The sequence below is a fragment of the Escherichia sp. KTE96 genome, from assembly GCF_000408525.1.
Classification (GTDB): domain Bacteria; phylum Pseudomonadota; class Gammaproteobacteria; order Enterobacterales; family Enterobacteriaceae; genus Escherichia; species Escherichia marmotae.
Genome location: NZ_KE137149.1, coordinates 804448 through 829640 on the forward strand (window position 1 = coordinate 804448; position 25193 = coordinate 829640).

Sequence of the window (25193 nt, forward strand, 5' to 3'; positions counted from 1 at the left end):
CGTTGTCGGGCGCGAGTGGCGTACAGGATTATTTGGTTACCTGATCAAACCAGACCATATCGGCATTCAATCCTTGTTGATAACCCTGCACATTATCACGCATGACAATTTGCGTTTTGCCTTGATCAATAAAGACATACGGGGAACTACGTTGCAGTTCTTGTTGCATTTTTTTATATAAATCAAGACGTTTAGCATTATCGGGTTCAGCGACTGCCGCCAGCGTTTCTTTGTTCAGTTCCGGGATTTTCCAGCTATTTAACCCGGCAACGGTGCTGGATTTGCCATCGTTATAGGCGAAAGAGCTGGCGTTGGAATGTGCGTCAAAATAATCAGGCAACCACATACGAATGGCCCCCTGATGCTGATGGGCGCGAACCCGTGAGTAAACCTGGCTCCCCGCGGCTGGCAGCAAATCCACTTTTACACCACCCTGAGCAAAGCTGGCCTGAATTGACTGCGCGATGGTAATAAATGGCGGTTTATTTTCGACATCAAGCGTGAAGTGCGGGTCTTTGATTCCAGCTTTAGCGAGGATCTCTTTTGCTTTGGCAGGATTAAAGGTGAACGGTGTCTCTTCCAGTGCTCCGGGGAAACCTACTGGCAGGAAACTTTGATGGGTAAGGTATTGCCCTTTCAGCAGATTTTTGGTGATGCCGTCGTAATCGACCAACCAGCGAGCAGCTTCCCAGAACGCAGGATTACTCATCAGCGGGTTATCCTTGTTACCGGTATTAAAGGCCAGATAGTTCTGCTCAGCGGAGGCAATACTCATCACTTTGACGCCAGGTTTACCCTGTAATGCATCAATTTGGTCTGCCCCCAGATCGCGAGCCATATCAGCATCGCCTTGTTGGATCAGCAGGCGACGCGTTGCAGGATCGGGAACATTTTTGATGATGACGCTTTTCAGCTTCGGTGCGCCGGTCGGTGAACTGGCGTTGGCTTCCATCACGATGGCCTGATGCGGTTGGTAGGTACGCATCTTAAACGCGCCGCTGCCAGCGGAATGCATCTTCAGCCATTCATTACCAAAGTCGTTATTTTTGGCGTTTGGCGCAACCAACTTCTCGTCAACAATCGAGGCAATTGGCGTAGAGAGAATATTCAGCGCCAGCGCCGGACTGACGTCAGCACTCCACTGTACCTGGACAGTATGGTCGTCGATTTTCTTCAACTGGCTGGCGATATTTTCCGGTTGCCAGCCCAGTACATTGAGAATAAACGCACCGGACTTATTCAGCGTGACGGCACGGACATAAGAGTAAATCACATCTTCCGGGCGCACCGGATTACCGGAGGCAAATTTCGCATCGCTTTTGAGTTTTATGGTCAGCGTTTTTGCTACAGGATCAGCCTGCCAGCTTTCGGCCAGAATCGGAGTGATTTTCGCGGGATCGTTACGATCCGGCTGCACAACGCGTTGATACAAGCTTGGTACAGTCTGAATACTGGAGAGTTCATTAGCTTCTGCCGGATCCAGACTCACAATATCATCCAGTCCCTGGGCAACAACCAACGTATTCGGCGGTGTCGCGGCAAAGGCGGTGGCGGAAATTGCGCTTAATACCAGTAAAGATAATAGTTTTTTAATCATATGCTTCCCAATCCCTGAAGTTACTTTGAGGTTATCAATACGCTATCTGACGGGGCATTACTGCATAAATTGCGCCAAAATATCCCTTTAATAGAGCATGTTAGACGGTCGATGATTTCTCACCTTGCCGAAATTTTAATCATCAAATGTAAAGTATTATTACGTTAGGTCGCGATGAGAATTGAGTAAAGATAATTCTCATTTGCACTTGTGATTGGATGAGAATAACAACGGAGAGGATGTCGCTGATAACCAGGATGGACTGGTCTGACTGCGCGTGTATGTATAAAAAATCCGGAAACGGATGAGCGTTCCCGGATTGATACAAAGGCGTTGGGTAATACCGTCGCCTTTAACGTGAGTTAAAGCGGTATTACGCCAGCGCCGCTTCGCGCAGGCGAGTTTTCAACTTGTTGTACTCGTCAATCACGTACTGCTCGGCGGCGCGCTGATCGGAAATCGGCTCGACGCGCACGGCGCAGTATTTGTACTCCGGCGTTTTGGTAATCGGGCTTAAGTTTTCGGTAACCAGCTCGTTACAGGCACCAATCCACCACTGGTAGGTCATGTAAATCGCCCCTTTGTTCGGACGATCGCTGACCTGCGCGCGGGTGATAATTTTGCCTTTACGCGAGTGCACCCAAACTAGTGCCTCATCTTCAATACCCAGACGTTTTGCGTCTTCGGTATTGATTTGTGCGTAGCCAGGTTCATCAGCCAGAGCTGCCAGTGCCGCACAGTTACCGGTCATCGAACGACAGGAGTAGTGCCCAACTTCACGCACCGTTGACAGTACCATTGGATACTCGTCGGTGAGTTTGTCGATTGGCGCTACCCAGTCGCAGGTGAAGAACTGCGCCAGGCCGTTCGGGGTATCAAACTTCTCTTTAAACAGATAAGAAGTCCCCTGATCGGCATCTGAAGTATCGCGGCAAGGCCACTGAATGAAGCCCAGCTCGCCCATTTTCTCGTAAGTCGCACCGTAGAAATCCGGGCACAGATGACGCAACTCATCCCAGATCTCCTGGGTATTGTTGTAGTGCATCGGATAACCCATACGGGTGGCAATTTCACTGATGATTTGCCAGTCCGTTTTCAGATCCCACTTCGGTTCAACCGCCTTGAAGAAACGCTGGAAACCACGGTCAGCCGCAGTATAGACACCTTCATGTTCGCCCCACGAGGTTGACGGTAAAATGACATCCGCCGCTGACGCAGTTTTGGTCATAAAGATGTCCTGGACGATGACCAGTTCCAGATCTTCAAAGGCTTTACGTACTGCCGACAGTTCCGCGTCAGTTTGCAGCGGATCTTCGCCCATAATGTACGCCGCACGGACTTCGCCATGCGCTGCGCGGTGCGGTAACTCGCTGATGCGGTAACCGGTATGGGCTGGCAGACTTTCTACACCCCAGGCTTTGGCGAATTTCTCGCGGTTAGCCGGATCTTTCACGTACTGATAGCCAGGATACGTATCTGGCAGTGCGCCCATATCGCAGGCACCCTGCACGTTGTTCTGACCACGAACCGGGTTAACGCCCGCATGCGGCTTACCGAGGTTACCAGTCAGCATTGCGAGGCTGGTCAGAGAACGCACGGTTTCCACGCCCTGATAGAACTGGGTAACACCCATGCCCCACAGAATGGATGCGCTTTCCGCCTGGGCATACATCCGCGCCGCCTGACGAATCTCACTGGCACTGACGCCGGTGATATCTTCAACCGATTCCGGCGTGTAGCCTTCAACGATTTTACGATACTCTTCAAAGCCTTCCGTACGGGAAGCGACGAACGCTTTGTCGTACAGATTTTCTTCAATAATGACATGACCCATCGCATTTAACAGCGCGATGTTCGAGCCGTTTTTCAGTGCGATGTGCATGTCAGCAATGCGCGCAGTTTCAATTTTGCGCGGATCGCAGACGATAATTTTCGCCCCGTTACGTTTAGCGTTAATCACGTGATTCGCTACGATCGGGTGGGAATCCGCTGGGTTGTACCCAAAGACGAACACTAAATCGGTATTATCAATTTCGTTAATGGCATTGCTCATTGCGCCGTTACCGACCGATTGGTGCAGACCTGCAACCGATGGGCCGTGTCAGACGCGAGCGCAGCAGTCAACGTTATTAGTACCAATAACGGCGCGCGCAAATTTTTGCATTACATAGTTGGTTTCGTTACCCGTACCGCGCGAGGAGCCGGTCGTCTGGATGGCATCCGGACCGTACTTCTCTTTGATGGCGCTCAGGCGCTCGGCAACGTAATTTAGTGCCTCATCCCAGGAAACAGGTTCGAGTTTGCCGCCACGCTGGCGACGGATCATGGGGGTTTTCAGGCGCGGGGTCAGGATCTGGGTATCGTTAATGAAATCCCAGCCATAATAACCCTTCAGACACAGAGTACCCTGGTTGGTTTTCCCCTGCGCTGCCTCCGCCCGGACGATTTTGCCGTTATCGACGACCAGGTTGATTTTGCAACCTGATGCGCAATATGGGCAAACCGTGACGACTTTTTTCATCGGTCTCGCTCCAGTTAATCAAATCACGCATACGCGCTCTCGACTACAGTATGCATCTTTTATGCCACCTTTTATTTGGGGACATTCCCTGATATTACGGGCGCTTTTTGTTCAAAACTCTGACGAAAAACAGGCTGTCGTCAGTTTTGACGTGACGAAACGATATGCCGCGTGACAGCCATCACGCGACGTCTGTTTTATTTCTTCTCAACGATCGGGGCAGTCTGATACCCGCCGCCCAGCGATTTCATCAACTGAATACTTTGAATCACGCGGCGACTATCCAGCATGAGTAAGGACATTTCTTCGGCAAGTACCGGCAACTGGGCTTCGGTTGCCTGTAAACGGCTGGTTAATCCACGTCTGTAGGCGGCGTCGGCGGCGCGCTGGGTGAAGCGAGTCGCTTCTACGCGTTCTGCCTGCATCTCCCGTTCTTCATTCAGCGTTTGCAAACGCGTGCCATTGACTGCAACGTCGCGCACCGCGTTCAGTACTGACTGGTTGTAACGTTCAATCATTATGTTGCTGGCGGCGCGCGTGCCTTCGAGATTGGCATTCAGGCGTCCACCGTCAAACAGCGGCAATTTCAGACCTGGTATGAAGTTGAACTGGCGGCTGGTTTTTTTGAACAAGGTGTCCAGGTGAATGGAATCCAGTCCGAAAAACGCTTTGATATCAAAGCTCGGGTAGAACAGCGCCCGTGCGGAATCCACCTGATTTAATGACGCCTGAACATACCAGCGCATGGCTTGCAGATCCGGACGTCTGGCGAGCAACTCATAAGAGAGCGTCGCCGGAATGCCAGTCTGTACTTGCGGTAACGCCACCGGTTTGATCTCTGGCATATCGCTGGCTCCCGCGCCAATCAATGCGCGCAGGGATTCTCGCGTTTCGGTGATTTGCCCTTTGACGGCAGCAATTTGTTTATCGACCGCCAGAATCTGTGCCCGCGCGCCGTGGAAAGGCACTTGCGCTTCCAGACCATGCGTCACTTTACTCTGGTGCGCTCTCCCGCGTAATTAATCACACTGCGGGTTTGTTCTAACAGATCGAGCATCTGGTAGCTGGACTGCATACTGTAATAAAGCTGCGCCACGCCAGTGGTCAGCGATAACTCCACCGCTGCGGTTTCTGCCAGAGCCGCGTTATGCGCGCCAATGGCGGCAGCAAGCGCTGAGCGATGCACACCCCACAAATCGAGATCCAGTCCAGCAAACAAACCTACTGTAGCTTCGGTATAGTACGGCCCGTCCATTCCCAGTGCGGGCGCATCCATCGCATAAGGGCTTAAAAAGCCGTTTGCCGAAACGCGCTGGCGGTTAAGCATCCCTAACGCCGCAACCTGTAATTGTGAACCGGCATCTAACAAATCAGCTTGCGACTGCGTTTTTTCCTCCCGCAATTTCGCTTCAGCGAGGGTGTGCGAACCGCTTAACGTCCGTTGGATCAGCGCATCCAGTTGTGGATCATGAAACTGTTTCCACCACTGTGCTTGTGGCCAACCGGAACTGGCCAGATGGATATCATCGGCAAGTTTGATTTGCTCTGGTTCAAGTTGTTGATGAGGGGCTGAATCCTTACGCACCAACGCACAACCGGAAATCAGCGTCGCGCTGCTGAGAATGCTGCACAACAACAAGCGTGAAAGTTGACGATTGATCATTGAGTGGCTCCTTGTGCCTGTTCCGTGGCGGGCGTTAATGCCGGGGCAGTCCAGTCTGGCAAGTGGGCGATGAGCTGACAGACGTGTTGCTCCTGTTTTAATAAGGTGGGCAGGATGGCCTGCGAGGCAGGTGTCTCTTCAAGCGCTATCACTGGCGAATGGCTGATTGTGGTTGCCAGACCCGTGGAGTATTTCTCCAGCGCCTCAGCAAACTGGCTTGCCCTGTCCGGCTGGAGCGCGTGATCCAGTGCCTGCGCCGAGTTCCAGGTAGCGTCCCAGGCGTGAAGAAGGTCACGGCTCTGGCGAATCACTGTTTGCGAACGTTCAACCAACAAAGCACGCTCTGAGCTATCTAGTTGACGCTCCAGCGCCACACGTTGACACATCTCTTCACAGGCATTAATCGCTGCATGCAGACCAATACGAATTTGTATATAGGTACGCAGCGTTGTAGCTTCCTGCTGGCGAGGAATACGCATCAGTTTGCTTAACATACCCAGCGCGCCAGCCAGTTTTTGCGGTAGTGTGCGCGCTTCGCTTTCAGGCCAGACAAAGGTGTAAATCACTGCCGATACCGCAGTGCCGATAAGAATACCGATGGCGCGATCGCGTATTTCCACCAGGTCATACACCGGACCAAAAACGTTTTCGAGTGTGGCGAGCGCGAAGGTCACCACCATCTGCGTTCCGATATAAGAAGAACGTTCAGAGCTGGTGGCAACCCACGCCCCCAACAGGAAAATCGGTGCCAGCACAAACAGCAATTCGACAATATTGTCCAGCCAGGGGATGACTAAAATGGTCATTAGCAGCGCCAGAATTGCCCCACAAAAAGCCCCGCCAAAACGCAACGCCATCTTCTGGTACGATGAACCAACATTTGGGTTAGCGACGATCACGCAGGTCAACATACAGGTGTGAATGCCTTCCCAGTCCACGCCGCTATAGAAGGTGTAACAGATTAAACAGGCCAGCAGCGTTTTCACTGCATAGCGCATATAGTCCGGATTGGTAAAGGCATCGGGTACGAATGAAGGTGGTTTGGCGGCGGGTGTCGGCGGCGTATGCGGGTCCATCTGACCAAGATGTAACAGCGTCTGGCAGATATTCTCCAGGTTACATTCCCGCGCCGCCATTGCTTCCTCTTCACTTAGCCGCCAGTTGCTTTTCCAGCATTGACCTTGTGCAATAGCATGTTGCAGTTTGTTGATTTCCAGGGCTAGTTTTTGCCGGAACTCAATGATTGCCAGCGAGTCAGCAAACGCGGTGGGATCGTAGCGATTCAGCGTCGAGTAAATGTAGGTTACCGTTGCCACGCAGCTTTGCCACCATGCGCTATGGGTTCGCCAGTCGGCGTCATCCGCGAGGCAAAAGACACTGAGTTTTTGCAGCGCCAGCGCCTCTCTTTCAATCCGCGTTTCAGGTAGTGGCGTGAGGCTTTCTGTCATGTGGCTTACCGCTTCATCAAGTCGGTCATTAAGTGCCTGATGCATTTGCGTGATGGCGCGGCTGGGAAACCACAACACGCCGATTAACGTCATCAATAACGTCGGGTAGAGGCCGACAACAATACACCACAGCGTTAAGCGCACGACGACTTCCGGATAATCGAGCATGGCGGGGAAGGTTTGCCCGTAAATGGCGACGATAGCGACGGCAAAAAAGACCAGCCCCAGCCGATGGGTGCGCATCAAAAACATACAGCCCATCAGGATCGGCCCGGCGATGATCAGTCTGATCAACGGTTCGCTGTAAGACCATTTGTAGATCAAAAACAGGCTGCCGATCTCCAGCACTGTGGCGACCACAAACAGGAACGCCACAAATTTGGTGTAAAACGCGTTCGACTGAATACCGTAAAACAGCACTGCCAGTGATAACGCCACGAAGGGGATCTCGAAGGTCATCGAGATTAGCACTACCAGCAGGCAGCCTACCCAGAGCTGCACGGTCTGCGGCACGCGACCTGGCCGTTGCTCGCTTAGCTCTTCATGAAAGAACGCCAGCAGCCTGACCACCGGTAATGGCAGGGAGTTGAGGGCGCTCATTATTGCGGCTCAAGATTAGCGACTGCCGATGCGCCGATACGGAACATTTCCGGGTCAGGTTTATCGACCATGATTTTGACCGGAAAACGCTGGGCAACGCGGACCCAGTTAATAGAACGAGACACTTTCGGCAGACCGCCAAGCACCAGACCACCATCATCCGGCAACACACCGTAGCCAATGGAATCTACTTTACCTTCGAAGGTTTTGCCGCTGTCGCTCATCAGGCGAATTGTCGCAGGCGTACCGGCATGAATGTTTTTCAGATCGGTTTCGCGGAAGTTGGCGATCACGTACCAGTGACGGGTGTCGATTAGCGTGAAAATAGGATGCATCGCGGAGGCAAATTGCCCAACCGAGGTTTTGAGGGAAATCACCCGACCATCGAACGGTGCGCGAACGGTGGCCATTTCCAGATGCAGTTTGGTCAGGGCAATATCCGCTTCGACCGCCGCGCGTTGCGCGACCAGTGCATCGACGCCGCTAACGGCGCTGGCGGCTGACTGTGCCTGCAACAATACAGCATTAAGATCGGCTTCTGCCGCACGTTGTGCGGTTCTCGCGCGGTCTACATCTTCCGCAGAGACAAAACCTTCCTTCAGTAGCGGCTCGGTACGGCGTAATGTATCGTTGGCCTGTTTGGCAGCGGCGCGAGCTTTTTCTACCGTGGCGTTAACCGAGTCAGCACCGAACTGTTGGGCATTAACGCTACGCTGAGTGAGCATAATTTGCTTATCCAGCGCGGCGAGGGAAGCTTCGGCTTTCGCCAGATTAGCTTCGTACGGGCGCGGGTCGATGCGAAACAGTAAATCACCTTGTTTAACTGCCTGGTTGTCGGTGACTGCCAGTTCTACAATGCGACCGCTGACTTCCGGTACTACATCAATGGTATCGGCTGACGCGTAAGCGTCGTTAGTTGATGGCGCACTGTCGACGCGCCAGATAACAAAAACAGCGGCAACCAGTGCCAGCGCAACCACCAGCAGGGCAGGGAATTTACTGCGAGGAGCTTTTTTCGGCGTACTTTCCATGAGCGCATCTCAAAATAGATTAGAAAAATGCCAGCCAGAACAGCATGGCGTAGAGAGCAAAAAGGGCGGTATAAATAATTCCGACAAATGCCAGATTGATATTTGCCCGCTGAATAATTCGCCTTGTGATGAGAGTCACAATAAGGCTGGCAATAACGCAGAAAAACCAGCCGGGATAATAAGCGCCGATTACCGGGATCGCCGGAGATAATGAGCATCCCGAAACCATGAAGACGGGAATTATCCAGGTTGCTTTTTTGAGTTGCATCACCATGCGAGAGAGAACTGTTGGCATAATAAATACATCCTGTCTGCTGCGAACAATATCTGTAGTGAATGTCAATATCCATTGAAGGCGTCAGTATGGCTATTTTCTTGTGGAATAAAAATAGCTTTATTCAGCCACCGCATTCATAACTTATTTATTTTATGTATTAGTTAATGATTTATATTTTTAATATAAATGCTTTCGGGAGCTTAATTGCCCCCGAAAGTGAGTGGAATTAATTTGGGGTAACGATATTCACCCACAAATCAAAACTATCCAGACAGGCAATAATTTCTTCCAGTTTCGCACCATTGCCAATAATTTTGGCTTTCTTCGCTTTTACCAGCTCTGCCATTTTCGCCTGTCCGGTCAGCACCGCGTGCAGATCTTCACGGCTGATGTAGAAAGCGGCGTTGGCTTCAGGCTGCAGCGTTTTACGGTAGTTAAGCACGCTATCGTTCAGCGTCAGGTTGAGGTTATCGCCGTTACTCATATTGAAGTTCAGGCTGATATTTTTGCCAGCGGCTTTTTCGCTATCGAGGCGCACGGACATAAAGTCGAACAGCATTTCGACTGACATCCCGCGAATGGTGTCCGGGGAACCGGTGGTGCCGTGGCTGAACTTATGTACTCCTTCGCGCAGCTCTTTCGCACCAGTCAGGTAGAAACCGCGCCAGGTGGCGGACTCGGCCTGATAACCAAGCTGTTCAAAGTTTTTGGCTTGCAGATTTTTCGCTACCTGGTCAGCCGGATTGGCGGCAATCACCTGTTTCAGTAATTCTGCCGACCAGCGGTAATCCCCTTGCTTATTCGCTTCCTGTGCCAGGTTGATCACGCGCGCGGAACCGCCCAGCGCCTGTACATAACGCTTGCCCATCTCCACCTGACCATATGGATGCAGGTTAGCCGGATTGCCATCGTAGTAGCCAAGATAGAAGTTATACACCGCGCGGGCGTTATGGCTAACAGAGCCATAGTAGCCGCGGCTGGCCCAGTTGTTGGCAAGTGCTGGCGGCAACTTAATCATGTCTCCGATTTCATTCATGGTGTAGCCCTGGTTTGCCAGGTGCAGGGTCTGATCGTGAATGTACTTGATGGTATCGCGATATTTACCAATATAATCATTGATATGCTTATTGCCCCAGACTGGCCAGGTGTGTGGCATAAACAGTACTTCCGCTTCGTTACCCCACATATCCAGCGTTTCGTTCAGGTACTCGGTCCACTTGCTGGTGTCGCGGGTTTTCGCGCCGCGCAGGGTGTAGAAGTTGTGCAGGGTGTGAGTGGCGTTCTCGGCGGTGCACAGCGCTTTCAGGGCCGGAATATAGAAATGCATTTCCGCGGGTGCTTCGCTGCCTGGGGTCATCAGGAAGTCAAACTCCAGACCATCGATAATCATCTTCTCGCCAGTTCTGACAATTGTTTTGGTTGGCGCAATAATGCTCGGGTTGCCGGTCGCCAGCGTGACACCGAGGCCATTACCCACGTTGCCCTGTGCGTTGTGCGGCAGTAACAGGCCGTAAGAGTAAAGGGCTCGGCGGCTCATGATGTTACCCGCCAGCACGTTTTCGCTGATAGCTTCGTCCATAAAGCCTGCCGGAGCGATTACCTGAACTTTCCCTGATTTAACATCAGCTTCAGTGATAATGCCTTTCACTCCGCCATAATGGTCGGCGTGGCTGTGGGTGTAGATAACGGCAACAATTGATTTTTGCGGACGATGCTGGAAGTAAAGGTCAAGTGCGGCTTTCGCGGCTGGCGGCGTCACCAGTGGGTCGATAACAATAATCCCTTTCTCGCCTTCAATGAACGTAATGTTAGAGATGTCCTGACCGCGCACTTGATACATTTTATCGGTGACTTTAAACAGGCCAGAAATGCCGTTGATCTGCGACTGACGCCACAGACTGGGATTTACGGTTTCCGGTGCGGCGGCATTAATATCAAATTTGTAATCATCTGCCCGATAATAAACTTTTCCGTTAGCATCACGCAGAATACCTTCATCCAGTAGCGGGGCGATAAATCCACGTTGGGCATCGTCAAAATCCTGACGATCGCTAAACGGCAATGATTTGGCGTAGTTCTGGTTAATTTGCTGAGTATATTGGCTGGCAGCCTGAGCTTCTTCTTTCGCGTAAGTGGTATTTACCATCATGCCGCTGGCGGCGGTTAATGCAATAACAATCCTGCTCAAACGGAATAACCGTGAGTTATTCATATAAATCTCCATTTATCATTTGTGTCGTAAATATATGACCCATACAAAATACGTCATTTGAAACTGGCGTTATCATAATTGGGAAACTTCGACTTTAATAAGAGTAAGTGTGAGCAGAACACGCTATTTTATTAGGCATTAGTGCTGAAGAAGGAGGACAGCGATAGTTTTATTTTTTCTATAAATAATACGAAACGGTTTATTCTTTAATTATATATATTAACGGTAATATCGTTAGCATAGCGGGATTTTGATTTGTGGTACAGGTGTCGGCATTTCGATAGCGGCGAACAAGTTTGCCGGAGTTCGTGCGGTCGTCTGTAGCGAACCTTATTCCGCGCAACTCTCGCGGCAACATAACGACACCAACGTGCTGGCTTTTGGTTCACGAGTGGTTGGCCTCGAACTGGCGAAAATGATTGTGGATGCATGGCTGGGGGCGCAGTACGAAGGCGGTCGTCATCAACAGCGTGTGGAGGCGATTATGGCAATAGAGCAGCGGAGGAATTGAGATTCATCCACTGTTTGCATGGATGAGTAATGACTAATGTGGATAGAGTCTCTTTCTGAGGTTAGTTAATGAAACGCTATCCGCTGTTATTTTTATTTACCCTGCTCACGCTGACCGCTGTTCCGGCTCATGCCGATATTATCGATGACACCATTGGCAATATTCAGCAGGCGATTAACGACGCTTATAATCCTGACCGTGGACGCGATTATGAAGATTCGCGTGATGACGGTTGGCAGCGTGAAGTGAGCGACGATCGTCGCAGGCAACTGGATGATCGCCAGCGCCAGCTTGATCAGGAGCGTCGGCAACTGGAAGATGAAGAACGGAGAATGGAAGATGAGTATGGGCGTTAGTCGGATCGTTTTTGCCTGATTGCTGGTTAACCCCGGTTCCAGTTTATCCGCAACGATCGCCTTCAGAAGCGTAACTCACTCCTCGACTCTGTGTATAACAAAGTCACTTGTGACAAGAACGTCTGTTCACATCGCGGGAGGACGAGCCTCCCGGTGGGGCTTATTTTGTGGGCTGTTGTTTAACAACATTAATCATCCACGGCACTCCATATTTATCGGTGACTTTGCCGAAGCCATGCGCCCAGAAGGTTTCCTGCCAGTCCATTTCGATTTTTCCATTGGCGGCAAGGCTGTCAAACCAGCGTTTCCCTTCTTCGACCTGTTGCGAATCGAGCACCAGCGTAAAGCCGGAGTAGCTGGCTTTTCCTGACGGTATGGCATCGCTCATCATGATATCGCTACCGGCAATGCGCACGTTAGCATGGGCGATGGCAGTATCGGGGAATTGCATTCCTGATGGGCAGCCTTCGGCGCTTTCCTGTGCGGGTTTCGGCATTTCTCCGAAGCTGATTTTATACAGCAGTTCCGCGTCCAACGTGCGTTGATAATAGGCTATTGCGTCGGCACAGTTACCGGCAAAAGAGATGTAGGGACTTAACGGCATGATGGTGACCTCAGTGAAGAGAAGTCAGTTAAGTGTAGTTTGAATTTTGTACAGATGAAGAGTAGGCCTGATAAGACGCGGCGAGCGTCGCATCAGGCATTGGCACAGTTGCCGGATGGTGTGGGAATTTGTAGGCCTGATAAGATGCGGCGAGCGTCGCATCAGGTATTTGGCACCATTGCCGGATGCGGCGTAAACGCCTTATCCGGCCTACGGATAGCGCGGGAATTCCCCGGCCTGATACGATGTGCAAGCGTCGCATCAGGCATTGGCACAGTTGCCGGATGGTGTGGGAATTTGTAGGCCTGATAAGACGCGGCGAGCGTCGCATCAGGCATTTGGCACCATTGCCGGATGCGGTGTAAACGCCTTATCCGGCCTACGGATAGCGCGGGAATTCCCCGGCCTGATACGATGTGCAAGCGTCGCATCAGGCATTGGCACAGTTGCCGGATGGTGTGGGAATTTGTAGGCCTGATAAGACGCGGCGAGCGTCGCATCAGGCATTTGGCACCATTGCCGGATGCGGTGTAAACGCCTTATCCGGCCTACGGATAGCGCGGGAATTCCCCGGCCTGATACGATGTGCAAGCGTCGCATCAGGCATTGGCACCGTTGCCGAATGCTTCGCACCCGGCAATCGAAATCAGTTCTTTTTCACAAACTCAGATTTCAGTTTCATCGGGCCAAAACCATCGATTTTGCAATCGATGTTATGGTCACCTTCAACCAGGCGGATGTTTTTCACTTTGGTGCCGATCTTCAGCATCGAAGAGCTACCTTTTACCTTCAGGTCTTTAATGATGGTAACGCTGTCGCCGTCAGCCAGCAGGTTGCCGTTAGCATCTTTAACGATCAGCTCGTCGCTTTCCTGTGCAGGTTCAGCGTCGTTCCATTCGTAGGCGCATTCCGGGCAGATGTACATGCCGTTATCTTCGTAAGTGTATTCGGAGTTGCATTTCGGGCAGTTTGGTAATGACATGTGGATTTCCTCAAAGTCAGCAGGGCAAAAGCGCCAAAAAACGGCAGATTGCCGAAAAAGGCCGCAATTATACACAAAATCCCTGAGTTTGTCGGGGGTACTGCTGATTTTAGACGACAAACGTTTTCATTTGAAAGACAACGCAAAAAGAAAATAATCTTTTTGCCTCCATTTATTATTTAAGTTAAGGTTAACTCTCTTCTTGTTCTTTTTTAATTCAATTATTATTTCTATCTTTCTGACATTTTAAATGTATCGGAAGAGGCTTATTCATTCAGATAAAAAGACTATATTAATTATAAGAGTTATTTACTGCTGTAATTATAAAATCCGAAAGCAGAACTAAAAAACAATCTGGCTAAATAAAAGTAATAAAATTTGCTTTAAGGAAGAATTTTCCATGTACACACAGACAATATATGAGTTAAGTCAGGAGGCTGAACGCCTGTTACAGCTTTCCCGACAACAGTTGCAGTTACTGGAAAAAATGCCTCTCTCTGTACCCGGAGAAGATACACCACCACTGACTTTGCCCTGGGGGCAGCATAATATCGACGAGCGTCATGCCATGTTGAGTAATGAGCTGCGTAAAATCTCTCGTCTGGAAATGGTGCTGGCGATTGTTGGCACCATGAAAGCAGGGAAATCAACCACCATTAACGCTATTGTTGGCACTGAAGTTCTTCCTAATCGCAACCGTCCTATGACTGCGCTACCGACGCTTATTCGCCATGCTCCGGGGCAAAAAGAACCGGTGTTGCATTTTTCGCATGTCGCGCCAATCGACCGTTTAATCCAACAATTACAACAGCGCTTGCGTGATTTCGATATTAAACATCTGACCGATCTGCTGGAAATAGATAAAGATATGCGCGCACTTATGCAGCGGATCGAAAATGGCATCGCTTTCGAAAAATATTATCTTGGTGCCCAGCCTATTTTTCATTGCCTGAAAAGTTTGAATGATTTGGTGCGTCTGGCGAAGGCGCTGGACGTCGATTTTCCCTTTTCTGCTTATGCCGCCATTGAGCATATTCCAGTGATTGAAGTGGAGTTTGTCCATCTGGCGGGGCTGGAGAGTTATCCCGGGCAGTTAACGTTACTGGATACTCCCGGGCCAAATGAAGCCGGGCAACCACATCTACAAGAAATGCTTAACGAGCAACTGGCGCGCGCCTCCGCAGTGCTGGCGGTACTGGATTATACGCAACTGAAGTCAATCTCCGATGAGGAGGTTCGTGAGGCGGTTTTAGCGGTGGGGAAATCAGTACCGCTGTATGTACTGGTCAATAAGTTCGATCAGCAGGATCGGAACAGTGACGATGCCGAACAGGTGAGGGCGCTGATTTCCGGGACGCTGATGAAAGGTTGCGTTACGCCTGGGCAGATATTTCCGGTGTCGTCGATGTGGGGCTATCTGGCGAATCGGGCACGCCATGAGTTAGTCAACAACGGTAAATTACCAGCACCGGAGCAACAACGCTGGGTGGAGGATTTTGCCCATGCGGCGCTGGGCAGGCGCTGGTGTAACGCCGATCTGGCGGATATCGACCATATTCGTCATGCTGCCGATCAACTGTGGGACGATTCGCTATTCGCCCAACCGGTTCAGGCGTTACTCCATGCCGCCTACGCTAACGCGTCGTTATATGCTCTGCGATCTGCATCGCATAAGTTGTTGAATTACGCCCTGCAGGCGCGGGAATATCTGGATTTTCGCGCACACGGGCTGAACGTCGCCTGCGAACAATTGCGGCAAAATATCCGCCAGGTTGAAGAAAATATGCAGCTATTGCAGCTCAATCAGGTGCAGGTGAGTGGCGAGATTAAACATGAAATCAAGGTGGCCCTGACGTCAGCCACCGACTTTCTGTGTCAGCAGCAAAATGAGGTGAATGCCCAGTTAGCTGCGCTGTTTCAACATGATTCGTGGCCGTTAAGTGAGATCCGCACCCGCTGCGAGACGTTGTTACAGACGGCACAAACCAAAATCAGCCGTGACTTCACGCTGCGTTTTACTGAACTGGAATCAACCCTTTGCCGGGTGTTAACCGATGTTATTCGTCCCATTGAGCAACGGGTTAAAACGGAATTGAGTGAGTCCGGGTTTCGTCCTGGATTTCATTTTCCTGCTTTTCACAGCGCAGCTCCCCACTTCAATACTCGTCAGTTGTTCAGCAATGCAATATCTCGCCAGGAAAAAACGGATGAGCAGATCACCCGTTTTGGCATTGTGCGTGAGACTTTCTCGCGCTGGCTGAATCAGCCCGACTGGGGGCGGAGTAGTGAGAAATCTCCGCCGGAGGCTATTGATTACAGCGCGCTACAACGAATGTTAACCGCGGAAGTCGACCTTTATTGCCAACAAATGGCTAAAGCTTTGGCGGTTCAGGTCGATGATTCTGTCACGGCAGACATGAGCACTTTTTTTGCTGATTTCGCTTTATGCTTGACGGAATTACAGACGCGTTTACGCGAAAGCCTGGCTCTGCGTCAACAAAATGAATCTGTAGTTAAGATGATGCAGCAGCAATTGCAGCAGACTGTGATGACTCACGGCTGGATTTATACGGACTCTCAGTTGTTACGCGATGATATTCAAACACTTTTCACGGCAGAACGATATTGACTAAGACGTTACTGGACGGCCCCGGTCGCGTGCTGGAGTCGGTTTATCCCCGCTTTTTAGTGGATCTGGCGCTGGGCAATGACGCCCGCTATCCACAAGCCCATCAGCAGCAGTTTCGCGAACGGCTGATGCAGGAGATCCTTGCTCGCACACAGCTTCAGACGTGGGCGAACGCAGGAATGTTAAATGCGCCGCTTAGCCTGCGCCTGACATTGGTGGAAAAACTGGCGGCGATGCTTGATCCCGCTCATCTGGCGCTGACGCAGGTCGCGCAACATCTGGCACTATTGCAAAAAATGGATCACCGCCCACAATCTGCTTTTCCGAAACTTCCGCAGCAAATTGCCGCGTTGTATGAGTGGTTTTCCAGCCGTTGTTGCTGGAAGGAAAAAGCGTTAATGCAACGAGGATTACTGGTGCAGGCGGGCGAGCAGAGCGCGCAAGTTTTTACCCGCTGGCGTGCTGGTGCGTATAACGCCTGGTCGTTGCCTGGGCGTTGTTTCATTGTTCTGGAAGAGTTGCGCTGGGGGGCGTTTGGTGATGCCTGCCGTCTGGGAAGCCCGCAAGCGGCGGTGTTGTTGCTTGACGATTTGCGCGTGAAAGCGACGCAATATCTGGCCGAAAGTATCAACGCAGCACCGACTACTCGTCATTATTACCCTCAGTGGTTTACCTCTCCCACTACCCCGACTGGCGGAGATTATGCTGACTTTTTAAGCTGGCTGGGCAAGTGGTCCGATGCCGATAAACAGCCCGTTTGCTGGTCAGTAACCCAACGCTGGCAAACTGTCGCGCTGGGGATGCCACGGCTCTGCTCAGCACAGCGTCTGGCGGGGGCGATGGTAGAGGAAATCTTCACTGTAAATTAAGTGTAAATAATTGGTTACACCAGTGAGTGTTAAACGAAATCCATGTGTGAAGTTGATCACAAATTTAAACGCTGGTAGGGTAAAAAGGTCATTAACTGCCCAATTCAGGCGTCAACAGGTTTGGTTGTACAGTTCTTAATCAGAACGTGTAAATAAACCCGCTACGCTTGTTACAGAGATTGCACCCTGCAATTCCCGCTCCCCTTTTGCGGGCGCCACGTCGATTTGCCTGACGTGTGCGGAAATGGGCTTACTCTGCGAGGAAAGCTATGCTGAAAAGGAAAAAAGTAAAACCGATAACCCTTCGTGATGTCACTATTATTGATGACGGTAAACTGCGAAAAGCCATTACTGCAGCATCGCTGGGTAATGCAATGGAATGGTTTGATTTTGGTGTTTATGGTTTTGTTGCTTACGCATTAGGTAAAGTCTTTTTCCCTGGGGCTGATCCCAGCGTGCAGATGGTTGCTGCACTTGCCACCTTCTCCGTTCCCTTTCTGATTCGACCGCTTGGCGGGCTCTTCTTTGGTATGTTGGGCGATAAATATGGTCGCCAGAAGATCCTCGCTATCACCATTGTGATTATGTCGATCAGTACATTCTGTATTGGATTGATACCGTCCTATGCCTCGATTGGTATTTGGGCACCGGTTCTGCTGTTGATTTGTAAGATGGCGCAAGGTTTCTCGGTCGGCGGCGAATATACCGGAGCATCGATATTTGTTGCGGAATACTCTCCTGACCGCAAACGTGGCTTTATGGGTAGCTGGCTGGATTTCGGTTCTATTGCCGGGTTTGTTCTGGGCGCGGGTGTGGTGGTGTTAATTTCTACCATCGTCGGTGAAGAGAACTTCCTCGACTGGGGCTGGCGTATTCCGTTCTTTATCGCTCTGCCGTTAGGGATTATCGGACTTTATCTACGTCATGCTTTAGAAGAGACACCAGCGTTCCAGCAACATGTTGAGAAACTGGAACAGGGCGACCGCGAAGGTTTGCAGGATGGCCCGAAAATCTCGTTTAAAGAGATTGCCACGAAGCACTGGCGCAGCCTGTTGACGTGTATTGGTCTGGTGATAGCCACTAACGTGACTTACTACATGCTGCTGACCTATATGCCAAGTTATTTGTCGCATAACCTGCATTACTCCGAAGATCACGGGGTGCTGATTATTATCGCCATTATGATAGGGATGTTGTTTGTGCAGCCAGTGATGGGCCTGCTGAGTGACCGTTTTGGCCGTCGCCCGTTTGTGATCCTCGGTAGTGTTGCGCTGTTTGCACTGGCGATCCCGGCGTTTATTCTGATTAACAGTAATATCATCGGTCTGATTTTTGCCGGACTGTTGATGCTGGCAGTGATCCTCAACTGTTTTACGGGCGTTATGGCCTCAACGCTGCCAGCGATGTTCCCGACGCATATCCGTTACAGCGCGCTGGCGGCGGCATTTAATATTTCGGTGCTGATTGCCGGTCTGACGCCAACGCTGGCGGCATGGTTGGTAGAAAGTTCGCAGGATCTGATGATGCCAGCGTATTACCTGATGGTAGTGGCGGTGATTGGTTTGATTACCGGCGTGACCATGAAAGAGACGGCGAATCGTCCGTTGAAAGGCGCGACACCGGCGGCGTCAGATTTGCAGGAAGCGAAGGAAATTCTCGTTGAGCATTACGATAATATCGAGCAAAAAATCGAAGATATTGACCACGAGATTGCCGATTTGCAGGCGAAACGCACTCGCCTGGTACAGCAACATCCGCGAATTGATGAGTAACCTGAAATGGATTACCTGATGCGACGCTGTCGCGTCTTATCAGGCCCCCAATCGGTCTGACCCGACTCTTAAGGTTCACTTAATCTCTGGCGTGCATACTCTCCTCCAGTTCAATGGAGGAGAGTGCAATGAAAAACCGTATTTATGAAAGTTTAACTACCGTGTTTAGCGTGCTGGTAGTAAGCAGCTTTCTTTATATTTGGTTTGCCACGTATTGATCTTTCTTCAGCCGTATCCAGGCGCGCGTGCCGGAAGTCTCTTCCCGGTTTTGCAGGAAAAACTGCCCGTGATGCAACTGCGTGATGCGGCTGACAATACTTAATCCCAGACCAATTCCGCCATAACGGCTGTCCATCCGTACAAACGCTTTGCTCAACTCTCCGCATTTACTCTCATCAATACCAGGCCCTTCATCTTCAACTGCCATTACCGCACCGCCATCTTCTTGCAGTTTAATCATAATGTTGCTGCCTTCGGGACTATAGCGATGGGCGTTTTCTACCAGGTTACGCAACAACATGCGTAGTAGAGTGGCGTCGCCCTGGACAGTGATGTCGGCGGCGCTTTCTGGCAACAGCAAGGTTTGCTGACGCTGGTCGAGCATGGTGCTGAGTTCGTCATAGGAGGGCAGGATCACATCATCCAGCAACTTTACATGCTGGTAATTACCCGAAGAGAATGACTGTCCGGCGCGCGCCAGTTGTAACAACTGGGAGACGCTGGCCATCATCTGATCGAGCCGCGCGACTAACGGCGCTACGTCAATGTTGTGCGTTTTCGCCATTAACTCCAGATGCAAACGTACCCCTGCCAGCGGCGTTCGTAGTTCGTGAGCGACGTCAGCGGTAAACAGCCGTTCGTTATCCAGCGTGCTGGTCAGGCGACTGACCAGATCGTTCAATGCAGAAACTACCGCTTCGATTTCGAGGGTGGCACTGTGAATAGCAATAGGTGTCAGGTTGTCGGCGGTACGCGCTTCCAGCTCTTTTTGCAGTTCCGCCAGTGGGCGGGTGATGCGAAGTACCGCCTGATAGCAGATAAACAGCGTCAGACTGACCATAAACACGCCAGGAACAATCAGACTGGCGACCGCCTCACGGATTTCACGCATGATGTGGCGATCGTTGTTGCGATTGTCGCGCAGCGCCTGCTCAAATAGCTGAATCTGCTCGGTGCTTTCATGCCATAGCCAGAAAACGCTGATCAGCTCAAACACCAGCAGAATTGCCCCAATGGTTAATATCAGCCGTTGACGCAGCGATATTGGTCGACGCAGAAAACGCATCAGGTTCAATTAGTTTTCCTCATTAGCGACCAGCATATAGCCAAAGCCGCGCACGGTGCGGATACGGGCTTTGCCCACTTTGTCGCGCAAGTTATGGATATGCACTTCCAGGGTATTCGTTGAGGGTTCGTTGTCCCAGTTGTAAATGTCGTTGTAGAGAATTTCCCGATGCACCGGACTACCCGCCTTGAGCATCAGGCGCGACAGCAGGGCATATTCTTTTGGTGTCAGGATCAGCTCTTCACCGCCCATCCATACCTGACGGCGACCCATATTCAGCGTCAGGTTGCCAACCTTCAGCTCGCTTTCGCCCTGATTATTATGGCGTCGCAGCAGGGCGCGGATGCGGGCGTGCAACTCTTCCAGCGCGAAAGGCTTCACCAGATAGTCGTCGGCACCGACATCCAGCCCGGCGATTTTGTCGGTAAGCGTGTCGCGGGCGGTGAGGATCAGTACCGGCAGGGTGTATTTTTTCTGCCGGATACGAGCGAGAAAATGCAGTCCATCTTCGTCGGGTAAACCTAAATCCAGCACCACCAGGCTGTAATGACCGGCTTCCAGGCTTTGTTCCGCCATCCGCGCGGTCGTGACGCCATCACACGCGTAGCCTTCAGTTTGTGCCGCCAGAATCAATCCCTGCAATAACAGTGTATCGTCTTCAACAATTAGAATTTTCATTCAGTCGTTCTCCTGCATGCCTGCAGAATATCATCCGCGGCTTGATAATACTTCGTCTCGACGCCGGTTAATCCCAACAGGGTTGAGAATAAATTGTCCTGTGAATAGTGCTGCGTTTGTGCTTGTTTTTGCAGGCAGCTTTGATCAACCTGATACCGTTTTTGATAATCCTCCGACAACCACAGCAGCATCGGAACCTGCTTTTGGCTATCCGGGGCGATGCTATAAGGCAAGCCGTGTAGATAGATGCCATTTTCACCTAACGATTCACCGTGGTCAGAAAGATAAATCAGGCTGGTGGTAAATTTATCCTGATGTTCTTTCAGCAGATTAATCGCTTTATCAACAATATAGTCGACGTAGAGCAACGTATTGTCGTAAGTATTGACCAGTTGCTCTTTGGAACAGGTCTGGATCTCGTTGGTGTCGCAGGTGGGAGTAAATTTCCTGAACTGCGGTGGATAGCGGTTGTAATAGGTCGGGCCGTGGCTGCCGATGGTGTGTAAGACAATCACCCCATCGCCTTGCAGATTATTGATGTACTCCTCCAGCCCGTGGAACAGCACTTCGTCATAGCATTCGCCGTTGATGCACTGACCGGGTAAGTTCAGGGCAGTGACGTTCTGATGAGGCACGCGGTCACATGCGCCTTTGCAGCCGCCATCGTTGTCATTCCATAGTACGTTGATGCCTGCCCGCTGAATGATATCCAGCACGCCTTCCTGGTGTTGTGCCAGCTCTTCTTTGTAATGCTCGCGCGGCATATCTGAGAACATGCACGGTACGGAGACAGCCGTTGCTGTGCCGCAAGACGCAGTATTAGGAAAATAGATCACGTTATCTTTCGCCAGCCGCGGGTTGGTTTCACGCGGGTAGCCATTGAGTGAGAAATTCTCCGCCCGCGAGGTTTCCCCGACGATCAAAATGGTCAGGTTTTTCCGGTTTCCTTTTTGCATTAACGGGTTGCGGTGTGCGTCCTCACCAATGCGTACCAGTGGCAGATTTGCCAGTCGCTGGTGGGAATACCATGACCAACTGGCAACAATGCTGTTGGAGGGGCTTAAAGATTTCACCAGCTCTTTGTTGTTGCGAAACAGCGAGGCGTAGTCTTTATAAAAAAGCACGGCAACCAGCACAATCAGCAGTACAGATATCAGGATACTGGCTCCACGGAAAAGAACACTGCGCAGGCGCGAGGCAGCAGGTTTGATTTTTATCCAGCAGGCAATCAGCGCAGCAAGTACGCCGCTTAACCCTAGCGTTAGTAACATGCGTGGCGTCATCAACGCATAACTTTCCGCCGGTGTGGTATCAATGATATTGGCAATCATCGAACGGTCGATGACGATGCCATAAGTCATGATGAAATATTGCGCAGATGCGCCAACGAGAATAAACAGACAGGCTAGTGGTCGATTAAGCCATAAGAAAGAGCCTAGTGTCAGAACAATATTAATCACGCTGAACGCGACGACTGGCATCGACAAGAAAACCAGCACGTTATGCAGCGAATCCAGCGGTAACGCCTGTAACACCTGTTTAAAAAAGGCAATGTTCAGGCAGATAGCAATATAAAAAGAGGCCAGCAATAGCCAGGCGAGTAAATTCAAAGAGGGTCTTTTTAAAAGGCGCTTTAACATCACGGTGTTTCCATCGAACAAAGTGCGCATATGCTCGCAAAGCAAAGTTAAGCCAACCTTAAGTTCTTAAGGTTGGCTTTTATGTTTGCTGGATTAAGGAGGCTTAATCTTTGCTAATGGGTGGATCTAAAGGATACGGGTTTTTATGCAGCCGGTTGTAGTTCAGCGTGTACATAGCGGTGATCACCATCAGAGTGACAAATGACCACATGACTTCTTGTGCACCAGAACCAACCACCGCCCAGATGCAGTAAAGGAAGGCGATAGTTGTGATGACCAGATACGCCGGACGCGCTTTGCCAAAGTGACCGTGGCCTAAAAGCAGTAAAGCTGCACAGGTATAAAGATAAGGCACCAGGGTAAAGATAACCGATACGGAAGAGACCAGACCGAACTCTTTGGTTGCGTTTGGTGAGATGCTGCTGAACTGGAAGATAGTCATCAGGATACCAACGATAATCAACCCGGCTACCGGTGTGCCTGCTTTGTTGACGCGGGCAAAAATCGGTGGGAACAAACCGTCATCGGCAGCGGCTTTCGCCGTTTGTCCAGCCAGTAACGTCCAGCCGCCGAGCGAACCCAGGCAACCAGCCGCCGCACAGAAGGAGACAATGGCTCCTGCGGTATCACCCAGCGCCATCCGTGCAGCATCACCGAATGGCGAGGCGGAAACGCGCAGTGCGGCATTCGGGATCATCCCCATAATTGCCGTGGTCGAGAGCACATAGCAGACGGCAGCAATCAGTACCCCACCAATGGTGGCAATAGGGACGTTGCGTTTCGGATTTTTCACTACACCCGCTGCAACAGAAGCACTTTCTACCCCGATAAATGACCACAGCGTTACGTTTAAGGTGCTTTGAATTGCGCCGAAAGTGCCCAGACCGCTAACGTTCCAGGCCGCCATATAGGTTTCTCCGTGGAACCAGAACCAGCCGAATACGGCAATCCCGACGATGGGGATCAGCGCCAGTACAGTGGCGATGGCCTGCACGCGGGTAATCATTTTCGGCCCGACGATATTAAGCAGAACGAAGATCCACAGCACCACAACACAGGTGATAGTTAATACCAACGGATCTTTCAGTACCGGGAAGAAATAGCTCAGGTAGCCGACGCCAATGACGACCATAGCAATATTGCCGATCCAGCAGGCCAGCCAGTAGAGAACGTTAGTTTGATACCCTAGGAAAGGACCAAAACAGCGGCGCGCGTAGGCATATGAACCGCCAGGGCTGGGATCGAGGAACGACATTTTGGCGTAAACCATCGATAAAGCCAAAGCACCGATAATTGTCACCAGCCAACCATATATAGCAATCCCCCCCGTCGAGGCCAGATTTGCAGGTAACAGAAAAACACCTGACCCCATAATATTCCCCGACACCATCAGGGTGACGGGGATTAAGCCCACTTTGTGAGCATCAGCATCCGAAGACATAATAAAACTCCTGCGAAGGCGAGCTTCGTGACAATAAATTACGTCATATCATACGCCTGCATTCGCGTGTTGAATTATCGTCGGCTGGCTTATCGCTGATGCTGTTATTAATATATCTCTTCGTTAAGGTTATAAATCAGGCGATAGAACGTTCTCTATGCTGGCTAACATAATGGAGTGGGGTCATGCCATAGAAATCTTTAAATACAGAAATAAAGTAAGACGTACTGTTGTAGCCACAGGACTGTGACACCTGTGAGATATTTTTACCATCCATCATTAATTCATTTACGGCATAACGCATCCGGCAGGTGGTTATTATTTGGCTATAACTGGTGTTTTCGCTTTTCAGCTTTTTCTTTAACAAACTTGGGCTAAGGCATAAACAACTGGCTACCATACTAAGATTCCAGTCTTTATGGATATCGCTTTCAATGATTTGATAAACGCTGTCGCTAACACAATTACGTAACATATGCATTAGCAGTGAAAGGAATTTTTTACTGTCGAGAAAACGAGATAGTACAGTGAATAATAATGCACGTGTTCGTTCCTTTTCCGACTCTGTTTCAGCGGGCATTATGCTGTGTTGCGCTGCGACGCGAAACACCTCTGGTGTCAGGCATGACAGGGAAATAAAAGGCGTGGCGCTACGCTGCCAGACCGGTATTTTCGAGAGATCTTTATTCAGAAAACGGAGATAATCTTTGATGATGTCGAGGCTAATATACGCAACCAAAGTGTTATTCAGAGAGGAGACGTCGATAATATTGTTTTCACAACTTAATAACGTTATATGGTTAGCTTTCAAACTTATAGGTTCTTTCCCATTCACTCTTAGCCAGACATCTTTTTCAGTTAATAAAACTATACAAGGTTGGTTGCTGCAAATCCTCATACATGTACTCCTGAAATGCAAAGAAAATAGTGGATCTCGCCAACATAGAGAGATACCGGGGACTGGTTATATAATTGTATGACGAATCAAAACATGCATAAAAATAACGTGTTTTGATAATATTACAAATTTTTATAGTAATTTCTCATGTACAAAAATTTTTACAGAGTGAAGAAGTG

Annotated in this window: 20 protein-coding genes and 2 pseudogenes; 6 read left to right on the forward strand and 16 right to left on the reverse strand. The window is 50.5% G+C overall.

Going from position 1 to position 25193, the window contains the following annotated elements:
- Window positions 1-28: 28 nt before the first annotated feature.
- The 7 genes and pseudogenes from A1WG_RS10490 to yjcS form a co-directional block, all read right to left on the reverse strand.
- Window positions 29-1597 carry an ABC transporter substrate-binding protein gene (locus tag A1WG_RS10490; protein ID WP_001517584.1) on the reverse strand — a complete coding sequence of 523 codons (1569 nt, stop codon included), beginning with the start codon at window positions 1595-1597 and terminating at the stop codon, window positions 29-31.
- A 373-nt stretch (window positions 1598-1970) separates the two neighbouring features.
- Window positions 1971-4118: a formate dehydrogenase subunit alpha gene (gene fdhF, locus A1WG_RS10485; RefSeq protein WP_077627668.1), complete on the reverse strand. Its 2148-nt coding sequence runs from the start codon at window positions 4116-4118 to the stop codon at window positions 1971-1973.
- 197 nt (window positions 4119-4315) lie between these two features.
- A pseudogene (gene mdtP / locus A1WG_RS0121870) lies at window positions 4316-5781 on the reverse strand (multidrug efflux transporter outer membrane subunit MdtP).
- On the reverse strand, window positions 5778-7829 hold the full coding sequence (gene mdtO / locus A1WG_RS10475) for a multidrug efflux transporter permease subunit MdtO (protein ID WP_001517587.1): 2052 nt from the start codon (window positions 7827-7829) through the stop codon (window positions 5778-5780). Before mdtO ends, mdtP begins: the two are co-directional and overlap by 4 nt.
- Entirely contained in the window at window positions 7829-8860 is a 1032-nt protein-coding gene (gene mdtN / locus A1WG_RS10470; protein ID WP_000446339.1) for a multidrug efflux transporter periplasmic adaptor subunit MdtN, read from the reverse strand. Before mdtN ends, mdtO begins: the two co-directional genes overlap by 1 nt.
- A 19-nt stretch (window positions 8861-8879) precedes the next feature.
- Window positions 8880-9155: a YtcA family lipoprotein gene (locus A1WG_RS10465; RefSeq protein ID WP_001517588.1), complete on the reverse strand. Its 276-nt coding sequence runs from the start codon at window positions 9153-9155 to the stop codon at window positions 8880-8882.
- A gap of 208 nt (window positions 9156-9363) precedes the next feature.
- On the reverse strand, window positions 9364-11349 hold the full coding sequence (gene yjcS, locus A1WG_RS10460; protein ID WP_001517589.1) for an alkyl sulfatase YjcS: 1986 nt from the start codon (window positions 11347-11349) through the stop codon (window positions 9364-9366).
- 244 nt (window positions 11350-11593) lie between these two features.
- Here yjcS and rpiB point away from each other — a divergent pair.
- Window positions 11594-11860 (forward strand): annotated as a pseudogene (rpiB, locus tag A1WG_RS0121875) (bifunctional allose-6-phosphate isomerase/ribose-5-phosphate isomerase RpiB); the annotation flags it as partial.
- 68 nt (window positions 11861-11928) lie between these two features.
- On the forward strand, window positions 11929-12216 hold the full coding sequence (yjdP, locus tag A1WG_RS10455) for a DDRRRQL repeat protein YjdP (protein ID WP_001517591.1): 288 nt from the start codon (window positions 11929-11931) through the stop codon (window positions 12214-12216).
- 160 nt (window positions 12217-12376) lie between these two features.
- On the opposite strand, the gene yjdN is transcribed toward yjdP, so the two are convergent.
- The 4 genes from yjdN to A1WG_RS10445 form a co-directional block, all read right to left on the reverse strand.
- Entirely contained in the window at window positions 12377-12820 is a 444-nt protein-coding gene (gene yjdN, locus A1WG_RS10450) for a VOC family metalloprotein YjdN (RefSeq protein ID WP_001517592.1), read from the reverse strand.
- A 161-nt stretch (window positions 12821-12981) separates the two neighbouring features.
- Window positions 12982-13158, reverse strand: coding sequence for a hypothetical protein (locus tag A1WG_RS25365; protein WP_165770243.1), 177 nt, complete (start codon window positions 13156-13158; stop codon window positions 12982-12984).
- Window positions 13151-13327 carry a hypothetical protein gene (locus tag A1WG_RS25370; RefSeq protein WP_157942462.1) on the reverse strand — a complete coding sequence of 59 codons (177 nt, stop codon included), beginning with the start codon at window positions 13325-13327 and terminating at the stop codon, window positions 13151-13153. Before A1WG_RS25370 ends, A1WG_RS25365 begins: the two co-directional genes overlap by 8 nt.
- A 139-nt stretch (window positions 13328-13466) precedes the next feature.
- On the reverse strand, window positions 13467-13802 hold the full coding sequence (locus A1WG_RS10445) for a zinc ribbon domain-containing protein YjdM (protein WP_000056775.1): 336 nt from the start codon (window positions 13800-13802) through the stop codon (window positions 13467-13469).
- Between the two features lie 400 nt (window positions 13803-14202).
- On the opposite strand from A1WG_RS10445, the gene crfC reads away from it, so the two are divergent.
- The 4 genes from crfC (at window position 14203) to pmrR (ending at window position 19290) form a co-directional block, all read left to right on the forward strand.
- Window positions 14203-16431, forward strand: coding sequence for a clamp-binding protein CrfC (gene crfC, locus A1WG_RS10440; protein ID WP_001517594.1), 2229 nt, complete (start codon window positions 14203-14205; stop codon window positions 16429-16431).
- Complete coding sequence (locus A1WG_RS10435; RefSeq protein WP_001517595.1) at window positions 16428-17300, forward strand: diguanylate cyclase regulator RdcB family protein; 873 nt, start codon at window positions 16428-16430, stop codon at window positions 17298-17300. The genes crfC and A1WG_RS10435 overlap by 4 nt, the downstream gene beginning before the upstream one ends.
- 269 nt (window positions 17301-17569) lie before the next feature.
- Window positions 17570-19072, forward strand: coding sequence for a glycine betaine/L-proline transporter ProP (gene proP, locus A1WG_RS10430; RefSeq protein WP_001517596.1), 1503 nt, complete (start codon window positions 17570-17572; stop codon window positions 19070-19072).
- 128 nt (window positions 19073-19200) lie between these two features.
- Window positions 19201-19290 carry an LpxT activity modulator PmrR gene (pmrR, locus tag A1WG_RS23360; protein WP_001517597.1) on the forward strand — a complete coding sequence of 30 codons (90 nt, stop codon included), beginning with the start codon at window positions 19201-19203 and terminating at the stop codon, window positions 19288-19290.
- Here the strand turns inward: pmrR and pmrB are convergent.
- From pmrB to A1WG_RS10405, 5 genes are all read right to left on the reverse strand, one after another.
- On the reverse strand, window positions 19266-20366 hold the full coding sequence (pmrB, locus tag A1WG_RS10425; RefSeq protein WP_001052120.1) for a two-component system sensor histidine kinase PmrB: 1101 nt from the start codon (window positions 20364-20366) through the stop codon (window positions 19266-19268). The two genes, pmrR and pmrB, sit on opposite strands and share 25 nt — an antisense overlap.
- Entirely contained in the window at window positions 20367-21035 is a 669-nt protein-coding gene (basR, locus tag A1WG_RS10420; protein ID WP_000697920.1) for a two-component system response regulator BasR, read from the reverse strand.
- A complete protein-coding gene (eptA, locus tag A1WG_RS10415) occupies window positions 21032-22675 on the reverse strand; it encodes a phosphoethanolamine transferase EptA (RefSeq protein WP_001517598.1) in 1644 nt (547 codons plus the stop codon). The genes basR and eptA overlap by 4 nt, the downstream gene beginning before the upstream one ends.
- Before the next feature lie 103 nt (window positions 22676-22778).
- The gene (gene adiC, locus A1WG_RS10410; protein WP_000093135.1) at window positions 22779-24116 is read right to left on the reverse strand and encodes an arginine/agmatine antiporter; all 1338 of its coding nucleotides are present in this window, start codon (window positions 24114-24116) and stop codon (window positions 22779-22781) included.
- 136 nt (window positions 24117-24252) lie between these two features.
- Window positions 24253-25014 (reverse strand): AraC family transcriptional regulator, encoded by a 762-nt coding sequence (locus A1WG_RS10405; protein WP_001217088.1) that lies wholly within the window; start codon window positions 25012-25014, stop codon window positions 24253-24255.
- Window positions 25015-25193 lie beyond the last annotated feature (179 nt).